16 protein-coding genes and 1 riboswitch are annotated in these 22,321 nt (G+C 72.1%); of the genes, 9 read left to right on the top strand and 7 right to left on the bottom strand.

Going from position 1 to position 22,321, the window contains the following annotated elements; genetic code table 11:
- Nucleotides 1-21: 21 nt before the first annotated feature.
- Nucleotides 22-1,617 (top strand): monooxygenase, encoded by a 1,596-nt coding sequence (locus OG386_RS36135; RefSeq protein ID WP_328791577.1) that lies wholly within the window; start codon nucleotides 22-24, stop codon nucleotides 1,615-1,617.
- Here the strand turns inward: OG386_RS36135 and OG386_RS36130 are convergent.
- The gene (locus OG386_RS36130) at nucleotides 1,612-2,439 is read right to left on the bottom strand and encodes a helix-turn-helix transcriptional regulator (protein WP_328791576.1); all 828 of its coding nucleotides are present in this window, start codon (nucleotides 2,437-2,439) and stop codon (nucleotides 1,612-1,614) included. The two genes, OG386_RS36135 and OG386_RS36130, sit on opposite strands and share 6 nt — an antisense overlap.
- A gap of 265 nt (nucleotides 2,440-2,704) precedes the next feature.
- Here OG386_RS36130 and OG386_RS36125 point away from each other — a divergent pair, with 265 nt between their 5' ends.
- From OG386_RS36125 to OG386_RS36115, 3 genes are all read left to right on the top strand, one after another.
- On the top strand, nucleotides 2,705-3,904 hold the full coding sequence (locus tag OG386_RS36125) for a serine hydrolase domain-containing protein (protein WP_328791575.1): 1,200 nt from the start codon (nucleotides 2,705-2,707) through the stop codon (nucleotides 3,902-3,904).
- Between the two features lie 287 nt (nucleotides 3,905-4,191).
- Nucleotides 4,192-6,261, top strand: a complete 2,070-nt coding sequence (locus tag OG386_RS36120; protein WP_328791574.1) for a galactose-binding domain-containing protein — start codon at nucleotides 4,192-4,194, stop codon at nucleotides 6,259-6,261.
- Between the two features lie 128 nt (nucleotides 6,262-6,389).
- The gene (locus OG386_RS36115; RefSeq protein WP_328791573.1) at nucleotides 6,390-7,013 is read left to right on the top strand and encodes a TetR/AcrR family transcriptional regulator; all 624 of its coding nucleotides are present in this window, start codon (nucleotides 6,390-6,392) and stop codon (nucleotides 7,011-7,013) included.
- Here the strand turns inward: OG386_RS36115 and metE are convergent.
- Nucleotides 7,010-9,328: a 5-methyltetrahydropteroyltriglutamate--homocysteine S-methyltransferase gene (metE, locus tag OG386_RS36110; RefSeq protein ID WP_328791572.1), complete on the bottom strand. Its 2,319-nt coding sequence runs from the start codon at nucleotides 9,326-9,328 to the stop codon at nucleotides 7,010-7,012. The genes OG386_RS36115 and metE overlap by 4 nt on opposite strands.
- A 180-nt stretch (nucleotides 9,329-9,508) precedes the next feature.
- Nucleotides 9,509-9,737, bottom strand: a riboswitch (cobalamin riboswitch).
- A gap of 215 nt (nucleotides 9,738-9,952) precedes the next feature.
- On the opposite strand from metE, the gene OG386_RS36105 reads away from it, so the two are divergent.
- Nucleotides 9,953-10,498 (top strand): hypothetical protein, encoded by a 546-nt coding sequence (locus tag OG386_RS36105; protein ID WP_328791571.1) that lies wholly within the window; start codon nucleotides 9,953-9,955, stop codon nucleotides 10,496-10,498.
- Nucleotides 10,499-10,593: 95 nt separating this feature from the next.
- Here OG386_RS36105 and OG386_RS36100 read toward each other — a convergent pair whose 3' ends face one another.
- Complete coding sequence (locus tag OG386_RS36100) at nucleotides 10,594-12,348, bottom strand: FAD-dependent oxidoreductase (protein WP_443053251.1); 1,755 nt, start codon at nucleotides 12,346-12,348, stop codon at nucleotides 10,594-10,596.
- 101 nt (nucleotides 12,349-12,449) lie between these two features.
- On the opposite strand from OG386_RS36100, the gene OG386_RS36095 reads away from it, so the two are divergent.
- On the top strand, nucleotides 12,450-13,622 hold the full coding sequence (locus OG386_RS36095; RefSeq protein ID WP_328791569.1) for a SchA/CurD-like domain-containing protein: 1,173 nt from the start codon (nucleotides 12,450-12,452) through the stop codon (nucleotides 13,620-13,622).
- A gap of 13 nt (nucleotides 13,623-13,635) precedes the next feature.
- A complete protein-coding gene (locus tag OG386_RS36090) occupies nucleotides 13,636-13,887 on the top strand; it encodes an acyl carrier protein (RefSeq protein ID WP_030011473.1) in 252 nt (83 codons plus the stop codon).
- A gap of 99 nt (nucleotides 13,888-13,986) precedes the next feature.
- Here OG386_RS36090 and OG386_RS36085 read toward each other — a convergent pair whose 3' ends face one another.
- From OG386_RS36085 to OG386_RS36075, 3 genes are all read right to left on the bottom strand, one after another.
- Nucleotides 13,987-15,045 carry a methyltransferase gene (locus tag OG386_RS36085; RefSeq protein WP_328791568.1) on the bottom strand — a complete coding sequence of 353 codons (1,059 nt, stop codon included), beginning with the start codon at nucleotides 15,043-15,045 and terminating at the stop codon, nucleotides 13,987-13,989.
- 35 nt (nucleotides 15,046-15,080) lie between these two features.
- A complete protein-coding gene (locus OG386_RS36080; protein ID WP_443053327.1) occupies nucleotides 15,081-16,208 on the bottom strand; it encodes a right-handed parallel beta-helix repeat-containing protein in 1,128 nt (375 codons plus the stop codon).
- A 240-nt stretch (nucleotides 16,209-16,448) separates the two neighbouring features.
- Nucleotides 16,449-16,997, bottom strand: coding sequence for a DM13 domain-containing protein (locus tag OG386_RS36075; RefSeq protein ID WP_384840678.1), 549 nt, complete (start codon nucleotides 16,995-16,997; stop codon nucleotides 16,449-16,451).
- Between the two features lie 254 nt (nucleotides 16,998-17,251).
- On the opposite strand from OG386_RS36075, the gene OG386_RS36070 reads away from it, so the two are divergent.
- Both OG386_RS36070 and OG386_RS36065 read left to right on the top strand, forming a co-directional pair.
- Entirely contained in the window at nucleotides 17,252-17,614 is a 363-nt protein-coding gene (locus OG386_RS36070; protein ID WP_328791566.1) for a hypothetical protein, read from the top strand.
- Between the two features lie 150 nt (nucleotides 17,615-17,764).
- Nucleotides 17,765-21,646: an nSTAND1 domain-containing NTPase gene (locus OG386_RS36065; protein WP_328791565.1), complete on the top strand. Its 3,882-nt coding sequence runs from the start codon at nucleotides 17,765-17,767 to the stop codon at nucleotides 21,644-21,646.
- Here OG386_RS36065 and OG386_RS36060 read toward each other — a convergent pair.
- The gene (locus OG386_RS36060) at nucleotides 21,630-22,199 is read right to left on the bottom strand and encodes a helix-turn-helix domain-containing protein (protein WP_328791564.1); all 570 of its coding nucleotides are present in this window, start codon (nucleotides 22,197-22,199) and stop codon (nucleotides 21,630-21,632) included. The two genes, OG386_RS36065 and OG386_RS36060, sit on opposite strands and share 17 nt — an antisense overlap.
- Between the last annotated feature and the right edge of the window lie 122 nt (nucleotides 22,200-22,321).

Genomic DNA, 22,321 nt, shown 5'->3' with positions numbered 1-22,321 from the left:
TAATTGTGGGAGGCATCACCGATGGATACCGACGTGATCGTCGTGGGCGCGGGACCGACCGGGCTGCTGCTCGCCTGCGAGCTGGCACTGGCCGGCGTACGGACCCTGGTCGTCGAGCGGCGCACCGAGCCCCACCAGAACTCCCGGGCGCTGACCCTGCATCCGCGCAGCCTGGAGCTGATGGACCTGCGCGGGCTCGCCCCGCGCTTCCTGGGGCTCGGCCGGACCATGCCGGGATGGCACTTCGCTGCTCTCGACACCCCGCTGGACTTCGCCGCGCTGGACAGCCGCCACCCGCACATGCTGTTCCTCGCCCAGGCGCGCACGGAGGCCCTGCTGGCCGAGCGGGCGCAGGAGTTGGGGGTGCGGATAGAGCGCGGGCGCCCGCTCACGGGCCTGCGGCAGGACGCGGACGGGGTCGTGGCGGAGGTGCGCGGGCCGGACGGGGACCTACGGCTCCTTCGCGCCGCCTACCTGGTCGGGTGCGACGGCGGGCGCAGCTTCGTCCGGCAGGCGGCCGGAATCGACTTCCCGGGCACGGACGAGACCCTGACCGGAGTGCTCGGGGACTTCGCCACCGTCGGGGCCGACCCGGCGGCCCTCGCGACCGCGCGGGACGCGGGCGTACTCGCCGTCCCCCTGGACGACGGGATCACCCGCTTCGTGTACATCGATCCGGAGCGGATGCGGACGCCGACCCGGGTGCCGGTGACCCTGGAGGAGTTCCGTACGGGGCTGGTGCGGATCTGCGGCTCCGACTTCGGGGTCGACCGGCCCCGCTGGCTCTCGCGCTTCGGCAATGCCACCCGGCTGGCCGCCGCCTACCGCTGCGGCCGGGTCCTCCTGGCGGGCGACGCCGCCCACGTCCACTTCCCCGCCTCGGGCCAGGGCCTCAACACCGGGCTCCAGGACGCCATGAACCTCGGCTGGAAACTGGCGGCGGAGGTGCACGGCTGGGCCCCGCCCGGACTCCTCGACACGTATCACGCCGAGCGCCACCCCGTCGGCCGGGCCGTCACCGAGAACACCGCGGTGCAGACGCTGCTGGCGGAGCTTCCGCTGGTGGACCGGTACCGGCGGCCGGCCGCCGCGCTGCGCGGCCTCGTCGAGGAGCTGCTGAAGATGCCCGAGGTCAACCGCCGCCTCGCCGACCAGGTCTCCGCACTCGGCACCCGCTACCCGGCCGCCTCCCCCGACGCCGATCCGCTGGTCGGCCGCCGGATGCCCGACATCGGCCTGAGCGTGACCGGTTCCGCCCGTTCGGACGGCACGGGCAGTACGGACGGCACGGACAGCACGGACGCGACGCGGGTGTACGAGCTCCTGCACCGGGGCGGCTTCGTCCTGCTCCGGCTCACGGACGCGCAGGGCCCGCACCCGGAGGCGCACGAGACCCCCGCCGCCGGACGGGGCCCGCGGATCGGTGTCGTCACCGCCCGCGCGACCGAGGAGCACCCGGAGCTCGACGGGGTCCGTGAGGTCCTGGTCCGCCCCGACGGGCACGTCGCCTGGGCCACCAGGAGCGCCGACGCCGGCCTGCGCCAAACCGGGCGGGACGCTGCACTCGTCACGTGGGCGACGCGGCCGCCCGTCGGCCCTGGCGTACGCCGGTCATGACGTGCGGCGGGTGGCGTGCAGGCTGCCGAGCAGGGCGAGGCCCCGGGCGCTCGGACTTCCCGGTTCGGCCTGGTAGACCACCAGTTGCTGACCCGGCGCTCCGAGCACGGCGAAGGACTGGAAGCCGAGCGTGAGCGGTCCGATGTCGGGGTGGTGGAGCTCCTTGCTGTCGCGGGTCTTGCCGCGGACCGTGTGAGCGGCCCAGAGCGCCGTGAACTCCGCGCGTTCCTTGCTCAGTTCGCGGATCAGTGCCTTCAAGCGCGGGTAGTGCGGATCGAGTCCGGCCGCGTGGCGCAGGCCGGCCACCACCGCCTCGGCCGCACGGTCCCAGCGGACGAAGAACGGCCGGGCCGCGGGGTCGAGGAACGTCATGCGCGCCAGGTTGTCCCGCTGCGCGAACGGGGAGAACAGCGCGTCGGCCATCGCGTTGGCCGCCAGTACGTCGGTGGCGGGATTGAGGACGAACGCCGGGGTCACCGGGTACCCGTCCAGGAGTTGGCGCAGGGGGGCTCCGATCGACTCCCTCGGCTGCGGCCGGTCGCCGTCCGGCGCGGCGCCCGCCAACCGGAAGAGGTGTTCCCGTGCCGCCTCGTCCAGCCGCAGGGCGCCGCTGATCGCGTCGAGGACCTGCGCGGAAGGGCCGCGTTCGCGCCCCTGTTCCAGCCGGGCGTAGTAGTCGCCGTTCATTCCGGCGAGGACCGCCACCTCCTCGCGGCGCAGCCCCGCCACGCGGCGCTGTCCGTAGGAGACGAGTCCCACGTCGTTCGGCCGCAGGCGTGCGCGCCGGGCACGCAGGAAGTCTCCGAGATCGCTGCTAGTCACGGCTTCAGACTAGGCGCGCCCGCGAGCGGGTGCCTGGGTGCGGCGCACCCGGGCACTCCGCCGCGCCCTCCCCGTACCGCCGCTCCGCGCTGAGCCGTCAGCGGCAACGGGGACGTACGAGGCGACTCGCCCGGGTGGCTGAACTGCCGTTCGTAATTGGCGCGTTCCGGCCCGTGCGAGCGGCCGATCGGCCCGATGATCTTGCGTAGGCTCGTGTCGTCCGACCCGTACGACCCCCCACCCGAGGAGCATCGTGCCCCTGCCCATGAACCGTCGCCTGGCCCTCAGTTCGGCCCTGCTGGCGGTGATGGCCGCCGTGGTTCCGGCGACCACCGCCCACGCCGCCCCGACCACCACCCCCGATCTCGAAGCGCTGACCCAGGCGTTGCGGAACACGACCGCCGCCGGTGCACCTGGCGCCCTGGCGCGTTTCAGCGGGCCCGACGGGGTCAGCGTCCGGACCGAGGGGGTGCGCGACAGGACCACGGGCTCGGCGATGGACCCGCAGGCCCGCTTCCGGATCGGTAGCGTCAGCAAGACCTTCTCCTCCGTCGTCCTGCTGCAGTTGGTGAACGAGGGCCGGATCGGCCTGGACACCGCCGTCAACCAGTACCTGCCCGGACTGCTGCCCGACGACCGGATCACGGTGCGTCACCTGCTGACCCACCGCAGCGGGCTGGCGGACTACACGAACGCCATGTTCGAGCACACCGTGCCGGGCTTCGAGTCCGTGCGCAACAAGGTGTTCAGCTACCAGGAGCTGGTGGACCTCTCGCTGCGCGAACCCCGGACGACCGAGCCCGGCGTCGCGTACAAGTACTCGAACACCAACTTCGTCGTCGTCGGCATGCTCATCGAAAAGGCCACCGGCAACGGTGTGGCCAAGGAATACGAGCGGCGCATCTTCAAGCCGCTGAAGCTGCGCAACACCTCCTACGTGCACCCCAGCGCGCAGATCAAGGGGCTGCACACCCGCGGCTACCTCCACCCCGACGAGGCCGGCGCGCCGCTGGTCGACTCCACCGAGCAGACGGTGTCGTGGGCCCAGTCCGCCGGAGCGGTGATCTCCAATCCCGCCGATCTGAACACCTTCACGTCCGCGCTGCTCGGCGGGCGGCTGCTGCCCGCGAACATGCTGGACGCCATGGTCACCATGACGCCGACCGACACCACGAACACCCGGTTCTACGGGCTCGGCCTGCGCCGCTACGACCTGTCCTGCGGCACCTCGGTCTACGGGCACACGGGCACCGTGCAGGGCTTCTACACCTACGCCTTCTCCACCCGCGACGGGCGCCGCTCCCTCTCCGCGATGGCGAACACCTCGAACAAGGGCGAGGCGAACACGGCCCTCGGCGGGACCCTCGAAGCGGCGTTCTGCGGCAAGCCGGCCCCGAAGGCCACGAAGCGCGGATTCGGGGTCGCCCCGGCCGAGATGGACCTGCTGGAGCACGGCGCGCGCTGACGCCGCGGCGCCGTCGCCCCGGGCGGGGCGGACCCGGCTCGCGCGCTCCTCCACGCAACGCGCCGAGCCGGGCCGCCCGGGTGCGGGGACCTTGTGAAGAAACGGCCCATCTGATGAATCATCAGGTCAGCTGTCCCGGACTATTGACTCTGTCGATGCCAGTCGCGATTCTCGTCCCACTGTTTGTGGGGTCCATGACAAGTCACGCCTGTGGCCGTGGCTCGTCGTGCCCCCGAACGGATCCGGCTCCCCGACCGCGCCATCCGGCTGACCTTAAGACGTGAGTGATGACCATTTCTCGACACACGCACCACAGGCGTAGGCCCCTGGCGGTCCTGTCGTTGCTCCTCGCCGTGGTGGCCATGGTGCTCGGCCCCGTACCCGCTTCCGCCGCCGATCCCGGCTGGTGGAACCCGGTCGCGCGGCCCGCACCCGACTCCGACATCAACGTCACGGGCGAACCCTTCAAGGGGACCGACTCCCAGGGGCGGGTCCGGGGCTTCGTCGACGCGCACGACCACCTGATGTCCAACGAGGGCTTCGGCGGCCGCCTCATCTGCGGCAAGCCGTTCTCCGAAGCGGGGGTGGCCGACGCGCTGAAGGACTGCCCCGAGCACTACCCCGACGGCACGCTCGCGATCTTCGACTTCATCACCAAGGGCGGTGACGGCAAGCACGACCCGAACGGCTGGCCGACCTTCAAGGACTGGCCCGCCCACGACTCGCTGACCCACCAGCAGAACTACTACGCCTGGGTCGAGCGGGCCTGGCGCGGCGGACAGCGCGTGCTCGTGAACGACCTCGTCACCAACGGCGTCATCTGCTCGGTCTACTTCTTCAAGGACCGCGGCTGCGACGAGATGACCGCCATCCGGCTCGAAGCGCAGAAGACCTACGACATGCAGGCCTACATCGACAAGATGTACGGCGGCCCGGGCAAGGGCTGGTTCCGGATCGTCACCGACTCCGCGCAGGCCCGCGACGTCGTCCAGCAGGGCAAGCTGGCCGTGGTCCTCGGCGTCGAGACCTCCGAACCCTTCGGCTGCAAGCAGATCCTGGACATCGCGCAGTGCAGCAAGGCGGACATCGACCGCGGCCTGGACGAGCTGTACCGCCTCGGGGTGCGCAGCATGTTCCTGTGCCACAAGTTCGACAACGCCCTGTGCGGGGTGCGCTTCGACGAGGGTGCCCTCGGTACGGCCATCAACGCGGGCCAGTTCCTGTCGACCGGCACCTTCTGGAAGACGGAGAAGTGCACCGGTCCCCAGCACGACAACCCCATCGGGCTGGCGGCGGCCGCGCCAGCGGTGCAGAGCAAACTCCCCGAAGGGGTGGCGATCCCGTCCTACGCCGCCGACGCCCAGTGCAACACGCGCGGACTCACTGAACTCGGCGAGTACGCGGTGCGCGGCATGATGAAGCGCAAGATGATGCTCGAGGTCGACCACATGAGCGTGAAGGCCGCGGGCCGGTCCTTCGACATCATGGAGTCCGAGTCGTACCCGGGCGTGATCTCCTCGCACAGCTGGATGGACATGGACTGGACCGAGCGGGTCTACAAGCTCGGCGGCTTCATCGCCTCGTACATGAGCGGCGCCGAGGGATTCAGCGCCGAGGCGAAGCGGACGGACGCGCTGCGCGACAAGTACAACGTCGGTTACGGGTACGGCACCGACATGAACGGCGTCGGCGGCTGGCCCGGACCGCGCGGGGCCGACACCCCGAACCCGGTGCGCTACCCGTTCCGCAGCACCGACGGCGGATCCGTCATCGACCGGCAGACCACCGGCTCGCGCACCTGGGACCTCAACACCGACGGCGCCTCGCACTACGGTCTGGTCCCCGACTGGATCGAGGACATCCGCCTCGTCGGCGGCCAGGGCGTGGTGGACGACCTGTTCAAGGGCGCCGAGTCCTACCTGACCACCTGGGGGAACTCCGAGAAGCACAAGTCCGGGGTGAACCTCGCCACAGGCTCCCCGGCCTCGGCGTCGAGCGCGGAGTGGTGGAACCCCTTCGTGAACTTCTCCCCGGGCCGGGCCGTGGACGGGGACTCGGGCACCCGCTGGGCCAGCGAGTGGAACGACAACCAGTGGCTGCGCATCGACCTCGGGTCCGCGAACCGGGTGGGACGCATCACCCTCGACTGGGAGGCCGCGTACGGGAAGTCGTACCGCATCGAGGTCTCCACGGACGACACGAACTGGCAGACCGTCTGGTCCACGACCGCCAGTGACGGCGGCCTGGACACGGCACGCTTCTCCGGGGTGCCGGCCCGCTACGTCCGCATCCAGGGACTCCAACGCGGCACCAAGTGGGGGTACTCGCTCCACGAGGTCGGCGTCTACAGCAGCTGATCCCGCCGAACGGAAGTCCAGGGGCCGGGGCCGGCCGGATCTACTGATCCGGCCGGCCCCGGCCGCCATGGCACCACGCACCAGGCGCCAAGCACCACGCACCGCAGCACGAACCGGAAGGAACGCCCATGGCACGGATGCCCTCGGCCGAGCGGCGCCGGCAGCTGACCGAGGCCGCCATCCGCGCGATGACCCGCGACGGCGTCGCCGCGACGACGACCAGGTCGATCGCCGCCGAGGCCGGCGTGTCCCTGAGCGTCTTCCATTACTGCTTCGACTCCAAGCAGGCCCTGCTCGAATCCGTCATCGCGGCGATCACCGACCACAGCGTCACCCTGGTGAGGGAGGCGATCCAGCCGAAGGCCACGCTGCACGAGACCGTCCGGGCGGGCTTCCAGGCGTACTGGGACCATGTGTCCGCCCACCCGGGCGAACACATGCTCACCTACGAACTCACCCAGTACGCCCTGCGCCGGCCGGACTTCGAACACCTGGCGCGGCGGCAGTACGAGCGGTACTGCGACACCTACACCGAACTGATCGAGCAGCTGCGCCACCACATGGCCTTCGAACTCCGCGTGCCCGTGAGCGTGCTGGCCCGCTATCTGGCCGCCATGACCGACGGCCTGACGCTGAACCACCTCGTCCTCGGCGACGACCGGATCTCGGCGGACGTCCTCGATGTGATCACCGACCACGTCGCGGGCCTCGTCGGCGACGACGGGGCGTCCGCGGGCGCGCCCGCGCGCTAGAGCTCGGCGCGTACCTGCCGGGCCGCCTCGACCAGGTTCTCCAGGGACGCCCTGGTCTCCGGCCAGCCCCGGGTCTTCAGGCCGCAGTCGGGATTGACCCACAGCCGCTCCGCCGGGATGGCCCCCAACCCCTTGCGCAACAGGGCCGTCGCCTCGGCGACGGAGGGGATCCGCGGCGAGTGGATGTCCCAGACGCCGGGACCGACCTCGCGCGGGTAGCCGGCGCCCGCGAGTTCACCGGCGACCTGCATGTGGGAACGGGCGGCCTCCAGGCTGATGACATCGGCGTCGAGGTCCTCGATGGCCTCCACGATGTCACCGAACTCGGCGTAGCACATGTGCGTGTGGATCTGGGTGTCCGGGCGGACTCCGGCCGTGGTGAGCCGGAAGGACTCGGTGGCCCAGGCGAGGTAGGCGGCGTGATCGGCGGCCCGCAGCGGGAGGGTCTCGCGCAGGGCGGGTTCGTCGACCTGGATGACCGCGGTGCCGGCCGCCTCCAGGTCGCCCACCTCGTCGCGCAGGGCGAGCGCCACCTGGCGGGCGGTGTCGCCGAGGGGCTGGTCGTCGCGGACGAAGGACCAGGCGAGCATGGTGACGGGGCCAGTCAGCATGCCCTTGACCGGCTTGGACGTCTGCGCCTGGGCGTACGTGGTCCAGCGCACGGTCATCGGGTCGGGGCGGGAGACGTCGCCGGCCAGGACGGGCGGACGGACGTAGCGGGTGCCGTAGGACTGGACCCAGCCGTGCTGGGTGGCCAGGTAGCCGGTGAGCTGCTCGGCGAAGTACTGCACCATGTCGTTGCGTTCGGGCTCGCCGTGCACCAGTACGTCGATGCCGGCCTTCTCCTGGAAGGCCAGGACCTCCCGGATCTCGGCCCGGATGCGGTCCTCGTAGCCGGCGGTGTCGATGCGCCCGGCCCGCAGGTCGGCGCGGGCGGTGCGCAGTTCGGTGGTCTGCGGGAACGATCCGATCGTGGTCGTCGGAAGCAGCGGGAGGCCCAGGTGCGCCCGCTGGGCGGCGGCCCGCTCCGGGTACGGCTGGGCGCGCCGCCCGTCCGCGCCGGTGACGGCGGCGGTGCGGGCCCGGACGGCCGGATCGTGGGTGAGGGCGGATCCGGCGCGGGAGGCCAGGTCGGCCCGGTTGGCGGCGAGTTCGGCGGCGATGGCCTCCGTGCCGCGGGCCAGGCCCCGGGCGAGCGTGGCGACCTCCGCGGTCTTCTGGCGGGCGAAGGCGAGCCAGCGCCTCACCTGCGGGTCGACGTCCCGTTCGGCGGTGGCGTCCAGCGGCACGTGGAGCAGGGAGCAGGAGGCGGCCACGTCCACCCGGTCGGCGAGCCCGAGGAGGGTGCCGAGGGTGCTGAGGGACTTCTCGTAGTCGTTGATCCAGATGTTGCGGCCGCCGACGACACCGGCGACGAGGCGCTTGCCGGGCAGGCCGCCGACGGCGGCGAGGTCGTCGAGGTTCGCGGCCGCGGCCTCGGTGAAGTCCAGGGCGAGCCCTTCGACGGGTGCCTTGGCCAGCACGGGCAGGGCCTCGCCGAGCCGGTCGAAGTAGGAGGCGACGAGCAGCTTGGGCCGGTCGGGCAGGCCGCCGAGCTCGCGGTACGCGCGGGCGGTGGCGTTCAGCTCGGCCGGGGTGCGGTCCTGCACCAGGGCGGGCTCGTCCAGTTGCACCCATTCGGCTCCGGCGGCGCGCAGGTCGGCCAGGACCTGCGCGTAGACGGGCAGCAGCCGGTCGAGCAGGGCCAGCGGATCGAAGTCGGCGGCGACGCCGGGGGCGGGCTTGGCCAGCAGCAGGTAGGTGACGGGTCCGACCAGGACCGGGCGGGCGGCGTGGCCCAGCCCGAGCGCTTCCTCCAGCTCGGCGACCTGCTTGGTGGAGTCGGCGGTGAAGACCGTGTCCGGGCCGAGCTCCGGCACCAGGTAGTGGTAGTTGGTGTCGAACCACTTGGTCATCTCCAGCGGCGCCACGTCCCGGGTACCGCGCGCCATGGCGAAGTACCCGTCGAGCGGGTCGGCCAGGGCGGCGGCGCGGTGCCGCGCGGGGACGGCGCCGACCATCACGCTGGTGTCCAGCACGTGGTCGTAGTACGAGAAGTCACCGGTGGGCACCTCGGTGATGCCGGCGTCGGCCAGCTGCTGCCAGTTGGCCCGGCGCAGGTCGCGGGCGGTTTCCCGGAGGGCTTCGGCGTCGTTGCGGCCGCTCCAGTAGCCCTCGACGGACTTCTTCAGTTCGCGGTTGGGGCCTTGGCGGGGGTAGCCGTACACGGTGGCCACCGTGGGCCGTCCTGCGGCGGCGGGGGTCGTGCGGGTCACGGAACTCTCCTTCGCGAGCGTTCTCCTGTGGACCCGGTGAGGGGTCGAGGGCGCGAAGGGATGACGAACCGGGCGGATGCCGACCGGGTACGGGTGCGTGCGGCTGCACGTGCCCGCGGTCGTCCGCCTGATGTGTCGCCGACCCGCCCACGAGGTCACCGGGATTTCCGCGCGCGATCGGTCGCGCACGGGCAACGGGCAGGTCTTCGGACTCGCGGGCGCGTCCCGTCGTACGGATGCCGTACGAGACTCCTACTGGCCGTCGCTTCCCAGACCCGTCCGGGCCCAGTGCGTATGACGGCGGTCGTTCCCGCTCACCGCTGCGGGGCAGTCCCGGATTCCCACCGGGTTCCCTCTTGCGACGCATCCCGCCTGGCGGACGGGGCGAACCAGCTGCCCGGCCAGAGTAGACGGCGTTGCCCGCCGGCGCGCGGGGTTGTCCGGCATCCGGATGGCGGGGTGAGACACATGAGGGTCGAAATCCAGCCATGGAGTGAATTGCGTCACTGCGGCGCGAGTTGTGTCCCGCTTGTCCGTTTACCGGATCGAACTGCCCGGTCAGGGCAGTACGTTGCAGCTCTCTGCATCGAGATCGCTCGATGACCACCGGAAGACCGAGGAAGTATGGCTGGACCGGTCCCGCGCGCCGCACTCGCCCTGCGCGCCGCCCTGGTGTCCGTGGTGGCATGGGGCGGTCTCACCGCATGCGCCGCCGACGACGAAGCGTTGCAGTACGCGACCGACTACGCGGGGCACGAACCGCTGGGCGTGGTCGGGTACCCCACCTCCGAATCCCTCCAGATCACCCAGAAGCTGATCTGGCGGCTCGCCGACGGCAAGGCCGAGGAGGTGGAGTCGCTCGCCGCCGACCCCGACGACGCGAAGGGGGACGTCGAGCGGACCGCGCGGAACTGGATCCGGGCCTTCCACGAGGGGGCCAAGGGGAAGGTGACCGCGGAGTTCTACGACGAGGGGTCCGTGCGGCAGCTCGTCGTCGTGTACTTCCACGACACGGGCCAGACCAAGTCGTTCACGGTGCGCCTCACCGGAAGGGCCGGAGAGGACGGTTGGCGCGTGACCATGCGGGAGCCGGACCCGAAGCAGGCCTCGGCAACCCCCGACTGGGTCCCGAGGACTCCCGGGGCCCTCGGCTCGAAGACGACGCGATGACCCGCTCCGCCATCGTCACGAGGTGAAGGGCGCCGTCCCGCGGATCACTCCGCCGGACGGCGCCCCCGGGCTCGCGGGAAGCGGGATCGGCCGGATCAGGAGCGGTCCAGCAGCGTGGTCAGGACCTCGTGCAGGACCGCCGCCGGATCCGCCACCGCCTGCGCCGAACGCCACGCCACGAAGCCGTCCGGGCGGACGAGGACCGCGCCCTGCCCGGTCGTGCCGTGCACCTCGGTCCAGTCGCCGCCGTTCGCCGGGATCAGGTCGGCCTCCGGACCGGTGCCGATCGCGTACACGTCCAGGGGAACGCCCAACTGTTCGGCGACGGACCGCCCCGCGGCACGCCACGGAGCGCCCTCGGAGCACAGCAGGACGAAGGATCGCTCGTAGAGGTCCACGGTGGACTTCGGCTCCGGATCCCCCGGACCACAGAGCCACATGTGCGGTGCACGACTGCCCGGATCGCCGCAGAGCCGCATCCGTTCGGGCACGACGGGCTGCTCCGGGTCGGCTCCCAGCACCGCGCCCTGGTTGTAGCGGTAGCCCATGGCCACGGAGAGGACCCCGCCCTGCCGGCCGCCGCCGACGCCGGGCGCGGAGTCCGGCCCGGCCGCAGGCGTGGGCGCGGACCCGGAATCCGGAGCGGGCGCGGACGTGGGTTCGGGGTCGGGCTCGTATCCCGGGTGGCTGTGCTCCGCCGACCGCGCCGAGGCGCGCTCGCTCGTCGCCCGGGCCACCGGCAACCGCTCGGCCTCGTAGGTCTGCAGCAGCCCCGGCCCGGCCGAACCGTTCAGCACCGCGGCGAGCTTCCAGGCGATGTTGTGGGCGTCCTGGATGCCGGTGTTCGAGCCGAACGCCCCGGTGGGGGACATCTCGTGGGCGGAGTCACCGGCCAGGAAGACCCGGCCGACCGCGTACCGCTCGGCGACCCGCTCGGCGGCGTGCCACGGGGCCTTCCCGGTGACCTCGACGTCCAGGTCCGGGGCGCCGACGGCCCGGCGGATGTGCTCCACGCAGCGCTCGTCGGTGAAGTCCTCCAGCGTCTCGCCCCGGTCCGGGTGCCAGGGCGCGTGGAAGACCCACCGCTCGCCGTTGTCGACCGGCAGCAGGGCCCCGTCGGCATCGGGCTTGGTCAGGTAGCACACGATGAAACGCCGGTCGCCGACCACGTGGGCCAGCATCTGCGACCGGAAGGTGATGCTCACGTTGTGGAACAGGTCCCCGGAGCCGCTCTGGCCGATCCGGAGCGCCTCCCGCACGGGGCTGCGCGGCCCGTCGGCGGCGACGAGGTAGTCCGCGCGCACCGTGCTGTGCTCCCCGGTCTCCCGGTTCTTCACGATCGCGGTGACCCCGCCCGGGTCCTGGTCGAAGGAGAGGAGTTCGGTGGAGAAACGCAGGTCAGCCCCTAGTGAGGGGGTCACGGACATCAGGACCGGCTCAATGTCGTTCTGGCTGCACAGACACCATGCCGCCGGACTGAAGCGCGCGAGCGCGCCGCCCGGGTCGATCTCCTCGAAGAGCCACTCCTGATCGTCCCCGGTCAGCGAGCCGCCCTGCATGATGCCGTGGTTGTCCGCCAGGACCGAGGCGGCCTCACGGATCTGGTCCTCGACGCGGGCGACCCGGAACAGTTCCATCGTCCGTACGTTGATACCGCGTCCGCGTGGGTGCATCGAGGTACCCGCGTGCTTCTCGACCACCATGTGTCTGATGCCATGCCGGCCGAGGAAGAGCGAGGTGCACAGACCCACCAGCGAGCCGCCCACGATGAGGACCGGGACGTGGTGGTCGACGTTTTCCTTCATGGCTCTTCCATGCCCTGTACGAGGCCGGTTCCCTCGCTCGTTCACCCGCTTGGTTCTCTCCTCTCGCGCCGCAGGGATTACGGGACAACGATCGGTTCGGGTGGCGCCGCCCGTGGCGACCGTGTGGTCTCGAAGGAGTGTGAACGATGACAACCTTGTCGGAACGGATATCCCAGTCCGCCTTCGACGGCTCGAGACTTCGGGTCGTTCTGCTGCTGGATCTGTACGACGGTGCGCAGAATCAGTTCCTGGAGGTGTACGAACACCTCCAGGAGCAAGTGTCCTCCGTCCCCGGACACATCAGCGACGAGTTGTGCCAGTCGATCGAGAATCCGTCGCAGTGGCTCATCACCAGCGAATGGGAGAGCGCACCGCGGTTCTTGGCCTGGGTCAACAGCGAGGAACACGTCGCGTCGGTGCAGCCGCTCCACGGCTGCGTACGGGACACCCGCTCGCTGCGCTTCAGCGTGCTGCGGGAGGTCGGCAAGGGGCCGGCCCCCGGCTCCCCCTCCCCCACCGGCCCGCCCTCCGCCGCCGCCTCTTCGCCGGAGACCGCGGACCGGGCCAGGGGCGGCCTCCAGGTCGCTCCGCGGCGCGGTGACGGCGTGGTCCGCCACGCACTCACCTTCACCGTGAAGCCCGGCAGCGAGACGGTGGTGGCGGAGCTCCTGGCCGGGTACACGTCCCCGCAGGCCCAGGTCGACGAGAACACCCGGCTGCGCCGCACCTCGCTGTTCATGCACGGCAACCGCGTCGTCCGGGCGGTCGAGGTCGAGGGCGACCTGCTCGCGGCCCTGCGCCACGTGTCCCAGCAGCCCGAAGTACGGGCGCTGGAGGAGGCCATCAACCCGTACCTGGAGCAGGACCGGGATCTCAGCGACCCCGGATCGGCCCGGATGTTCTTCACCCGTGCGGCGCTCCCGGCGGTGCACCATGTGGCGGCCGGCGGCCGCGAGAGCGCGGACGTCAGGCGGCACGCCCTCTTCTACCCCGCGAAGGACGGGTGCGGCATGGCGCTGGCCCGGCTGCTCGCCGGGCAGGACGAGGCGGCCGTGGACGATCCGACGAGCCCCATCGAGGGCAGCACCGTCTTCCAGCGCGACGACATCGTCGTGCGCCTCCTCGACCTGTGCGGCCCGCTCGACGCGCGGCCCGCACTGGCCCTCGGCGTCGAGGGCGGCCACAAGGCGGCCGTGCTCGCCCGGCTGCTCGACAGCGCCAAGGACGGCGTCCCCACCACCGACCAGGAGATCTCACGCTTCCTCGCGCGCTCTGAAATGCGCCTGATCACCGACCGGCGTGCGCCGGCCCAAGCCTGAGGAGTTGTCCGTCATGACCGCTCGACTGACCATGGAAGAACTGGCCGCCCTGATGAAGAAGGGTGCCGGCGTCACCGTCGACCCCGCGGACATGGCGAGCCGCCCCGACTCGGGCTTCGACGAGTGGGGGCTCGACTCCCTGGGACTCCTCGGCATCGTCGGTGAGCTGGAGAACCGGCACAGCCGGCCGCTGCCCGCCGATGCGGACCGGTGCAAGTCGCCGCGCGAGTTCCTCGACCTCGTCAACAGCGCCCTGGCGGCCTGACGCCGACGCCCGGGCACCGCCCGACACCCGGGTGACCGGGACGCCCTCGAGACCGGCTCCGTGCCGGTCTCGAGGCGTACGGTCCTATGCCGGCCGGCGTCACCCGGGCACGGTGCACTCGAACGCGTGCAGGTAGGCGTTGACCGGCCGGATCTCGCCGATCACCAGTCCGGCGTCCTCCATGCGGGCGGTGAGGCTGGCCTTGGTGTGCTTCGCACCGCCGACGTTGAGCAGCAGCAGCAGGTCCATGGCCGTGGTGAACTTCATCGACGGGGTGTCGTCGACCAGGTTCTCGATGATGACGACCCGGGAGCCGGGGCGGGCCGCCTCGACGACGTTGCGCAGGGTCCTGCGGGTGCTCTCGTCGTCCCACTCGAGGATGTTCTTGATGATGTACATGTCGGCGTCGACCGGGATGGCCTCACGGCAGTCCCCGGGGACGATGTCGGCCCGTGCGGCGAGCGGACCGTCCTCCCGCAGCCGCGGATCCGCCTTCGCCGCCACGCCCGGCAGGTCGAGCAGGACGCCCCGCACCGTCGGGTGCTTCTCCAGCAGGCTCGCCAGTACGTGTCCCTGGCCGCCGCCGATGTCCGCGACGACCGAGATCCCGGTGAGGTCGAGGAGCTCCGCGACGTCCAGCGCAGACTGCATGCTGGAGGTGGTCATGGCCCGGTTGAACACGTGGGCCGACTCGTGCGCGTCCTGGTGCAGGTAGTCGAAGAACCCCTTGCCGTAGAGCTCCTGGAAGACGCTGCCGCCGGACCGGACGGCGTCGTCGAGCCGCGGCCAGGCCTGCCAGGTCCAGGGCTCCGTGCACCACAGGGCGATGTAGCGCAGGCTGTGCGGGTCGTCCTCGCGCAGCAGTCGCGACATCTCGGTGTGGACGAACTGCCCGTCCTCCGTCTCCGCGAAGATCCCGTAGCAGGACAGGGCGCGGAGCAGCCGTTGCAGGGGCAGCGGCTCGGAGCCGACCGTGGTGGCGAGTTCGGCGGCGGTGGCGGGCTCCTCCCCGAGGGCGTCGGCCACCGCGAGGCGGGCGGCGGCCCGTACGGCGGCGGCGCAGGCCGCTCCGAAGACGAGCTCGCGCAGGCGCATGGCCGGCTGGGGGGTGTGCTGGGGCGACGGGATCGGTGTCGGGGTGGGACTTACCGTGGTCATGAGGTCTCGATTCTGCTGATCAGGGGGGTCACGCGTCAGCACATCCCGGCCGGCACGGAGGATGCGCACCGGTTGTTGACGAACCGGTTGCCCGTGCCGGTCCCCTGGTTGGCCAGGTCCGCCGGCTTGTTGTCCCGCACCACGTTGTCCCGGATGACGTTGTCGGTGTTCGTCGCGCCCACGAAGCTCTTGAACAGCAGGATTCCGCCCGACAGCGGGGAGGCTCCGACGTTGCCGCGGATGTCGTTCGAACGCACGACCGTCTGCTCGGCGCCGGTGAGGACGATGCCGACGCCCTGGATGTCGGGGAGGCGGGTGTTGCCCTTGCAGAACTTGTTGTTCTCGTGGATCCGGTTGTTGCGGATGGTCATGTCCCCGGCGCCGGGGATGCCCTCGTCGCCGACGACGAAGATGCCGCCGCAGTTGCCGGTGAGGGTGTTGCCGTAGACGGAGAGGTTCCGCACGCGCCGGACGGTCACGCCGATCCGGTTGCCGGTCAGCGTGTTCCTGCGGATCACGGCGCCCAGGGTGTCGGTGGCGCCGCCCTCCCGATCGACGGTGTTGGCGATGAAGAGGCCCGACTCGACGTTGTCGCGTGCGGTGTTGTCGCGGAAGAGCCCGCGGGTGGACCGCTCTTGGGCGATGCCCCAGGTGCCGTTCTTCTCGGAGATCACCCGCTGGACGCTCAGCCGGTCGGTGTAGGAGGCCCAGATGCCGTTGCGCTTGAAGCCCGAGACGGTCAGCGACCGGATGTCCACGCCGACGACGGGCTGCTCCGCCGTCCCCATGACGCAGATTCCGGTGTCGGCCTGCGAGCAGGCGAGCGCCCGGCCGGACGGCGCCGTCGCCGCGGTCGGCGCCTTGGCCGCTCCGGGTGCCACCGGCGCCGCCGACGCGCCGGGGGCCGGCGGCGCCACGGGCGCGACCGGCATGGCCGGCGCGACAGCCGTGACCGGCGGCTTGATCACCGTCCGGGCGCCGAACCCGCGCAGGGTCAGCCGCTTGGTGATCAGCACGTTCTCGTAGTAGGTGCCGGGCATCACGGTGATGATGTCGCCCGGCCTGGCGTAGTTCACCGCGTCCTGGATCGAGTCGCCCGGGTGCACTCTGCGTCCGGCTTCGGCGGCGGCGGACGGCGCGAGCACGCCGAGACCTGCGGCCATGACGACTGCGATGCACGTGAGGGACTTGATTTGTCGGTTCGTCACGATTCTGAAGTTATGGGCGATTACGACCTATTGCCACACCGCATGAGCGGATGGATACATCCCGTGGGCAAACGGCCGCATTTTGCCGTCCGGAGGAGTGGATAGTCGTACTCCGGGAGACGGCCGAACGGGGTGACGCCCGATCAGCTCCGGCCCCACGGCGTGTCGCCCGGCCCGGACGGCCCCGGCGGCGGGTCACACGGCGGTGAGGCTCGCCGCTCCGAAGGAGACGTCGAAGCGGTCGCACCAGATGGTGACGCTGGTGAACTCGGCGACGTTCACGTCGGCGGGCACCGGATAGTTCTGGTCCCCCTTGTTGCCCTTGAGCTTGCCGAGGCTCACGTGCTTGCCGTCGTCGAAGACGCGCCAGCCCGCCACGCCCTCCTTCACCGGGGCGTCGGCCAGCCACACCCGCAGGTCCGGGCCGTTGCTGGTGTCGAGGTTCGCCAGCCGCAGGGTGTGGGACCCGTCGGGGAGCCGGATGAGCTCCACCGCGCCGGTGGTGGCGTGCTCGTGGCTGATGAGCGTCCCGCGGGCGACGGTCACCGGGGCGACCGGGGCACCCGGTACGGCTGCGGGCGCGCCCGGACCCGACGGCGCGGCGGCGGCCGGGAGCGCCTCGCGGACGGTCTCGTCCTGCCACAGCTTCCACGGCTGCAGCCAGTACAGCGCCACTGCCACCACCACCGCCGCCGCGATCGATGCTCCGCCCCACAACCGTCCGCGCCGCCCTGTCCGTGTCACTGCCGTTCCCTCTTCCTCGCCTCGTCCGTCTCTGTCGAATTCAACGTGGTCGGGGCGCCGTGCGCCATGCCCGCACCGATGACGAAAGTCTTACGCCGCCCCACCGGGCGTTGCCTTCCTGTCCCGTGTTCGGGCTGGTGGCAGGGGGTTTCCCGGGCGCTGCCGCGATGGGCAACGGGCAACCCGTCGACCCCGGTACGGGCCGGGGGGAGGCTGGAGCCGTCAGCACGAAGCACGCACCACAAGGGGAAGTCATGCGCAAGATGTTCCGCGGCGCCGCCGCGCTCGCCACCTCCGTCGTCGCCGTGATCGCGCTCAGCGGGACGGTCGAGGCCAAGCCGGCAGACGCGTGGGCGGGCTGCCCGGACGGGGCGGTCTGCATCTACCCTCAGAACCAGAACCCCGCCGTCAAGCCGACGCACGTCTTCTACACCTACGGGGTGCACAAGCTGAGCAATCAGTTCGGGAACCACTGGGTGCTCAACAACCAGTACGGCGGTGCGACCGCACAGCTGTGCACGGGTACCGGAGGCTCGGGCTGCGGCAGCGCCATCGCTTCCAAGACCGGTGTCTACGCCGACCTCACGCCCGTCAACTCGGTCCGGCTCAACCCGTAGTGACGCCCCTTCCGGGGCGGCGTACGGGGCCTCCCGCCAGGCGGCTCCGCACGCTCGTGTGCTGGTCATACCGGTTGGAAGAGGCGGCCGTCCGCCCCACCCCCGCTGTAGCCTGGGCGCTCCCGTACCGCTGCCTGGGCGCGCACTGCCATGGGGGATGTCTTGGGGGATCCGGACCACCGGCGGAAGACCGATGGCCAGCGCGAGTCCGACGACGCCGCGATGCCCTTTCCCGCGCAGCTGAGACGTCTGCGGGTGCAACGCGGCCTGTCCCTCGCGGACCTCGCCCGGCAGACGCACTACAGCAAGGGCTATCTGAGCAAGATCGAGACCGGCTCGAAGCGCGTCACCGTCGACGTCGCGCGACGCTGCGACGACGTACTGCGGGCCGGAGGTGAACTGGTGCGGATGGTCCGGGAAGGGCCGCGCGGAGCCGACGGCAACGGCGGCGGCGACGGCGACGGGCTGGGCGACACCGGTGCGCGAGCCGGTGCGCAAGCCGACGGCGAATGCCCCTACCGGGGCCTGCCGGCCTTCACCGCGCGGGAGGCCCCCTGGTTCTTCGGACGGGCGCGGGCGACGGCCGAACTGATCGAGCGGGTCTTCGAACGGATCGGCGACGGGCCTTTGATGCTGCTCGCCCCGTCGGGCGCGGGCAAGTCCTCCCTGCTGAACGCCGGTTTCGTGCCGGCGCTGCGCGGGGGCGGCTTCCCGATGCCGGGCTCCGACACCTGGCCGGTGCTGCGGTTCACTCCGACCGCGCACCCGCTGGCGGAACTGCTGGACTGCGCCGCGAAGGCCCTCGGAGCCGATCACGGCGTCACCGTGGGCGAGGTCCGGGACCGGCCGCACGCGCTGCTCGAAGCCGTCCGCCGGCACTCGGGCGGTCCCCCGGCGGACGGCCCGGACCGGACGCCTCCGCCCCCGCGTCCGGTACTGCTCGTCGACCAGTTCGAGGAGCTGTTCACGCTGTGCTCCGACGAGGACGAGCGGCGCGCGTTCGTCCGGGTGCTGTGCGCGCTGGCGGCCGCCCGCCGCGAACCGGACGCCGAGCACCGCGGCGACCCGGGCCCCGCCGTCGTGGTGCTCGGCGTACGGGCCGACTTCTCCGGGAACTGCCTGGACCTGCCGGAGCTGGCCCCGGTCTTCACCCGGGGGCTGTTCGTCCTGCCCCCGATGTCCCTGGCGGAGCTGCGGGAATCGATCACCCGCCCGGCGGACCTCGCCGGCCTCGTCCTCGAACCGGGTCTGTTCCCGCTGCTGATGCGCGATGCCGGACTGCGCGACGACCAGCCCGACCGGACCCCCTCCGGGGTGCTCCCCCTGGTCTCGCACGCCCTGCTGGCCACCTGGCGCCAGCGCGAGGGCGCCACCTTGACCGTCGACGGGTACGAGCGCACCGGCGGTATCCAGGGGGCGATCGCCCGCACCGCCGAGGAGGTGTTCACCCGCCTGTACCCGGCCGAGCAGAACACGCTCCGCCGGGTCCTGGTGCGGCTGGTGCACGTCGCCGACGGTACGGGTGCCACGCGACGCCGGATGAGCCGGACCGCCCTGATGGAACAGCTGGCCGAGGCGGGCCCGGCCTCGGCCGCGCTCGACGCCTTCGTCCGGGCCCGCCTGATCACCATGGACCGCGACACCGTCGAGATCACCCACGAGGCCCTGCTGCACGCCTGGCCGCGGCTGCGCGGCTGGATCCGCGCCGACCGGGCCGGGCTCCTGGTCCACCAGCAACTGGCCCACGCCGCCGCCGAATGGGAGCGCGAGGGCCGCGATCCGTCGGCGCTGCACCGCGGGACCCGCTTGGAGAGCGCCCGGGCCTGGGCCGACGAGCACGACGGCAGGAGCCGGCTCGGCCCGCTGGAGGCCGCCTTCCTGCGGGCGAGCCAGGACGCGCAGGACGGCCGTGAGCAGCAGGCCGGACGGCAGGTGCGGCTGCGGCAGTGGACGCTGGCCACGCTCGTGGTCCTGCTGGTCCTCGCCGTGGGCGCGGGCGGACTCGCGTACCAGCAGCGCGCGGGCGCGCTCGGCCAGGAGCGCGTCGCCCGTTCGCGGGCGCTCGCCCTGCAGTCCGCGGCGCTGGCCGCGGGCCGGCCCGAGGCCTCGATGCTGCTCGCCGCTCGGGCGTACCGGACCTCGGCGACGAGCGAGGCCCGCGGGGCGCTGCTGAGCACCCAGTCCCAGCCGTTCACCGCACGCTTGGGCGGGCACGGCGGGCCGGTCAACGCGGTGGCCTTCGGACCGGGCAACGGCATGCTGGCGACGGCCGGTTCCGACGGGAGGGTGATGCTGCGGCGGGTGGCCGACCGCCGGACGATCGCGACCTTCACCCTGCCCGGGCGGGTGCGCGCGGTGGCCTTCAGCCCCGACGGCTCGATGCTCGCGGCGACGTCGACGGACGGGCCTGCGCGGCTCTGGGACACGGCGGGCCGCGGCGCGGGGGCGCCGCTCCCGGCGAGTACGACGGGCGCCCGGGCCGTTGCCTTCGCGCCGGACGGGCGGAGCCTGGCCGTCGCCGGGGCCGACGGGACGATCGGGCTGTGGGACGCAGCCGGGGAGCACCACGCCCTCGCGTCCCTCACCGGCCACACGGGGCGGGTGAACGCCCTGGCGTACGCCGCCGACGGCCGGACGCTGGTGTCGGCCGGCGTCGACCGGACCGTACGGCTGTGGGATCCGGTGGAGCCGGGTCCGCAGGCCGTCCTCACCGGGCACACCGACGAGGTGCTGGGCGTGGCCTTCGCTCCGGACGGCCGTACGGTCGCGACGGGCGGAGTCGACCGCACGGTACGGCTGTGGGACGTGGCCGGGCGCCGGACGACCGCCACGCTGACCGGGCACAGCGACGACGTCAACGGTGTCGCCTACACCCCGGACGGGACGACGGTCGTCAGCGCGGGCGGCGACGGTACGACCCGGCTGTGGGACGTGGCCGGGGGCCGGGCCACGGCCACGCTCGCGGGCCACACCGACTACGTCCTCGGGGTGGCCGTGGACCGGGCCGGTGCGGTGCTGGCCACCGCCGGGTTCGACCAGTCGGTGGTGCTGTGGGACCTGCGGGGCGCGGTGTTGACCTCGCGGCCGTTCACGGAGATCTGGCACGCGGCGTACAGCCCGGACGGGAAGCGGCTGGCCACCGCGGAGGCCGATCACGCGGTGCGGCTGTGGGACGTCGCGGGGCGCCGGGTCCTGGCCACGTTCGCGGGGCACGGCGAGACGGTGTTCTCGGTGGCCTTCGCTCCCGACGGGCGGACCCTGGCCTCGGCCGGCTCCGACGGCACGATCCGGCTCTGGGACACCGCGGCCCGCGGCCGGTCCGCCGTGCTCGACGGCGGGGGCGGGACCGTGTTCGCGGTGGCCTTCTCCCCGGACGGGCGGACCCTGGCCTCGGCCTGTTCCGACGGCACCGTTCGGCTGTGGGACGTGGCGGGGCGCCGCCCGCTCGCCGTCCTCACCGGTCATACGGACTTCGCCAACGACGTGGCGTTCAGCCCCGACGGGCGCACCCTGGCGAGCGCCGGGGACGATCTGGCGGTCCGTCTGTGGGACGTGGCGGAGCGCCGCCCGCTCAGCGTCCTCACCGGCCACCGGGGCGCGGTGCGCGGAGTGGCCTTCAGCCCGGACGGGCGGACGCTGGCGAGCAGCGGCAACGACGGGACCGTACGGCTGTGGGACGCGCGGCGCCACCGCTTCGAGGCCGAACTGGCCGGGCACACCGGCTCAGCGCGGGGGCTCGCCTTCTCCCCCGACGGCCGCACGCTCGCGAGCAGCGGCAACGACCGCACGGTGCGGTTGTGGGACGTGGCCGGGCGCCGGACGGTGGCCGCGCTGTCCGGCCACGCGAACGCGGTGTGGGGCGTCGTGTTCGCTCCCGACGGACGGACGGTGGCCAGCAGCAGTACGGACGGCACCGTGCGGCTGTGGGACCTGGACGTCGGGGCGCGGCTGGCGGCGGTCGACAGGCTGCGGACGTCTGGGCCCGCGGGGCGGGACGGGGGTCCGGCCCTCGGGCTCAGGCGTTCGCGATGACGAGCAGGGTGCGTGCCGCGGCCGGGCCCGACAGGCGGCAGCGGTGCGGGACTTCGCCCCGGTGGTGGGCGCTCTGGCCCGCGCGCAGGGTCAACGGGTCCTCGCCCTCGACTTCGAGGACGATCTCGCCCTCCAGGACGTAGAGGAAGTCCTCGCCCGGGTGCTCGAACCAGCCGCGCTCGCCCCGGCCGGGCTCGAAGTGGTGCTCGTAGGCCTCCATGAGGGTGCTGCGCCCGCCGGGGATGAGGACCTGGGCGATCTGTCCGGCGGCCTCGCTCACGCGGATCACCTGGGGGTCGCTCTCGTGACTGACGGCGCCGGGCCGGGCGGGCGGCCGCAGAAAGGTGCCCGGGGTGACGTCCAGGGCCTCGGCGATCCGGTAGATCGAGCTGAGGCTGGGCGTGGCGAGTCCGCGTTCCAGCTGGCTGAGGAAGGGCTGGGAGAGGCCTGAGCGGGTGGCGAGTACGGCCATGGAGACGCCGCGCTGCTTGCGGCAGCCGCGGATCACCCGTCCGACCTCGATCGCTTCGGGCGTGGGTTCTGGGCGAGACACGCAGGTGAACGTACCTCATTGGATCTGGCGCGCCGGAGGGCCGCGGGAGGTTTCGCACGGCCGCAACACTCCCGTCATAAGCGTGGTCAATTATTGACCTCACTTATCAACACGTTCGAACG

The organism is Streptomyces sp. NBC_00273 (genome assembly GCF_036178145.1).
GTDB lineage: Bacteria > Actinomycetota > Actinomycetes > Streptomycetales > Streptomycetaceae > Streptomyces.
The sequence above is the reverse complement of the archived record's forward strand: the minus strand, read 5'-3'. Positions and strand labels throughout refer to the sequence as shown.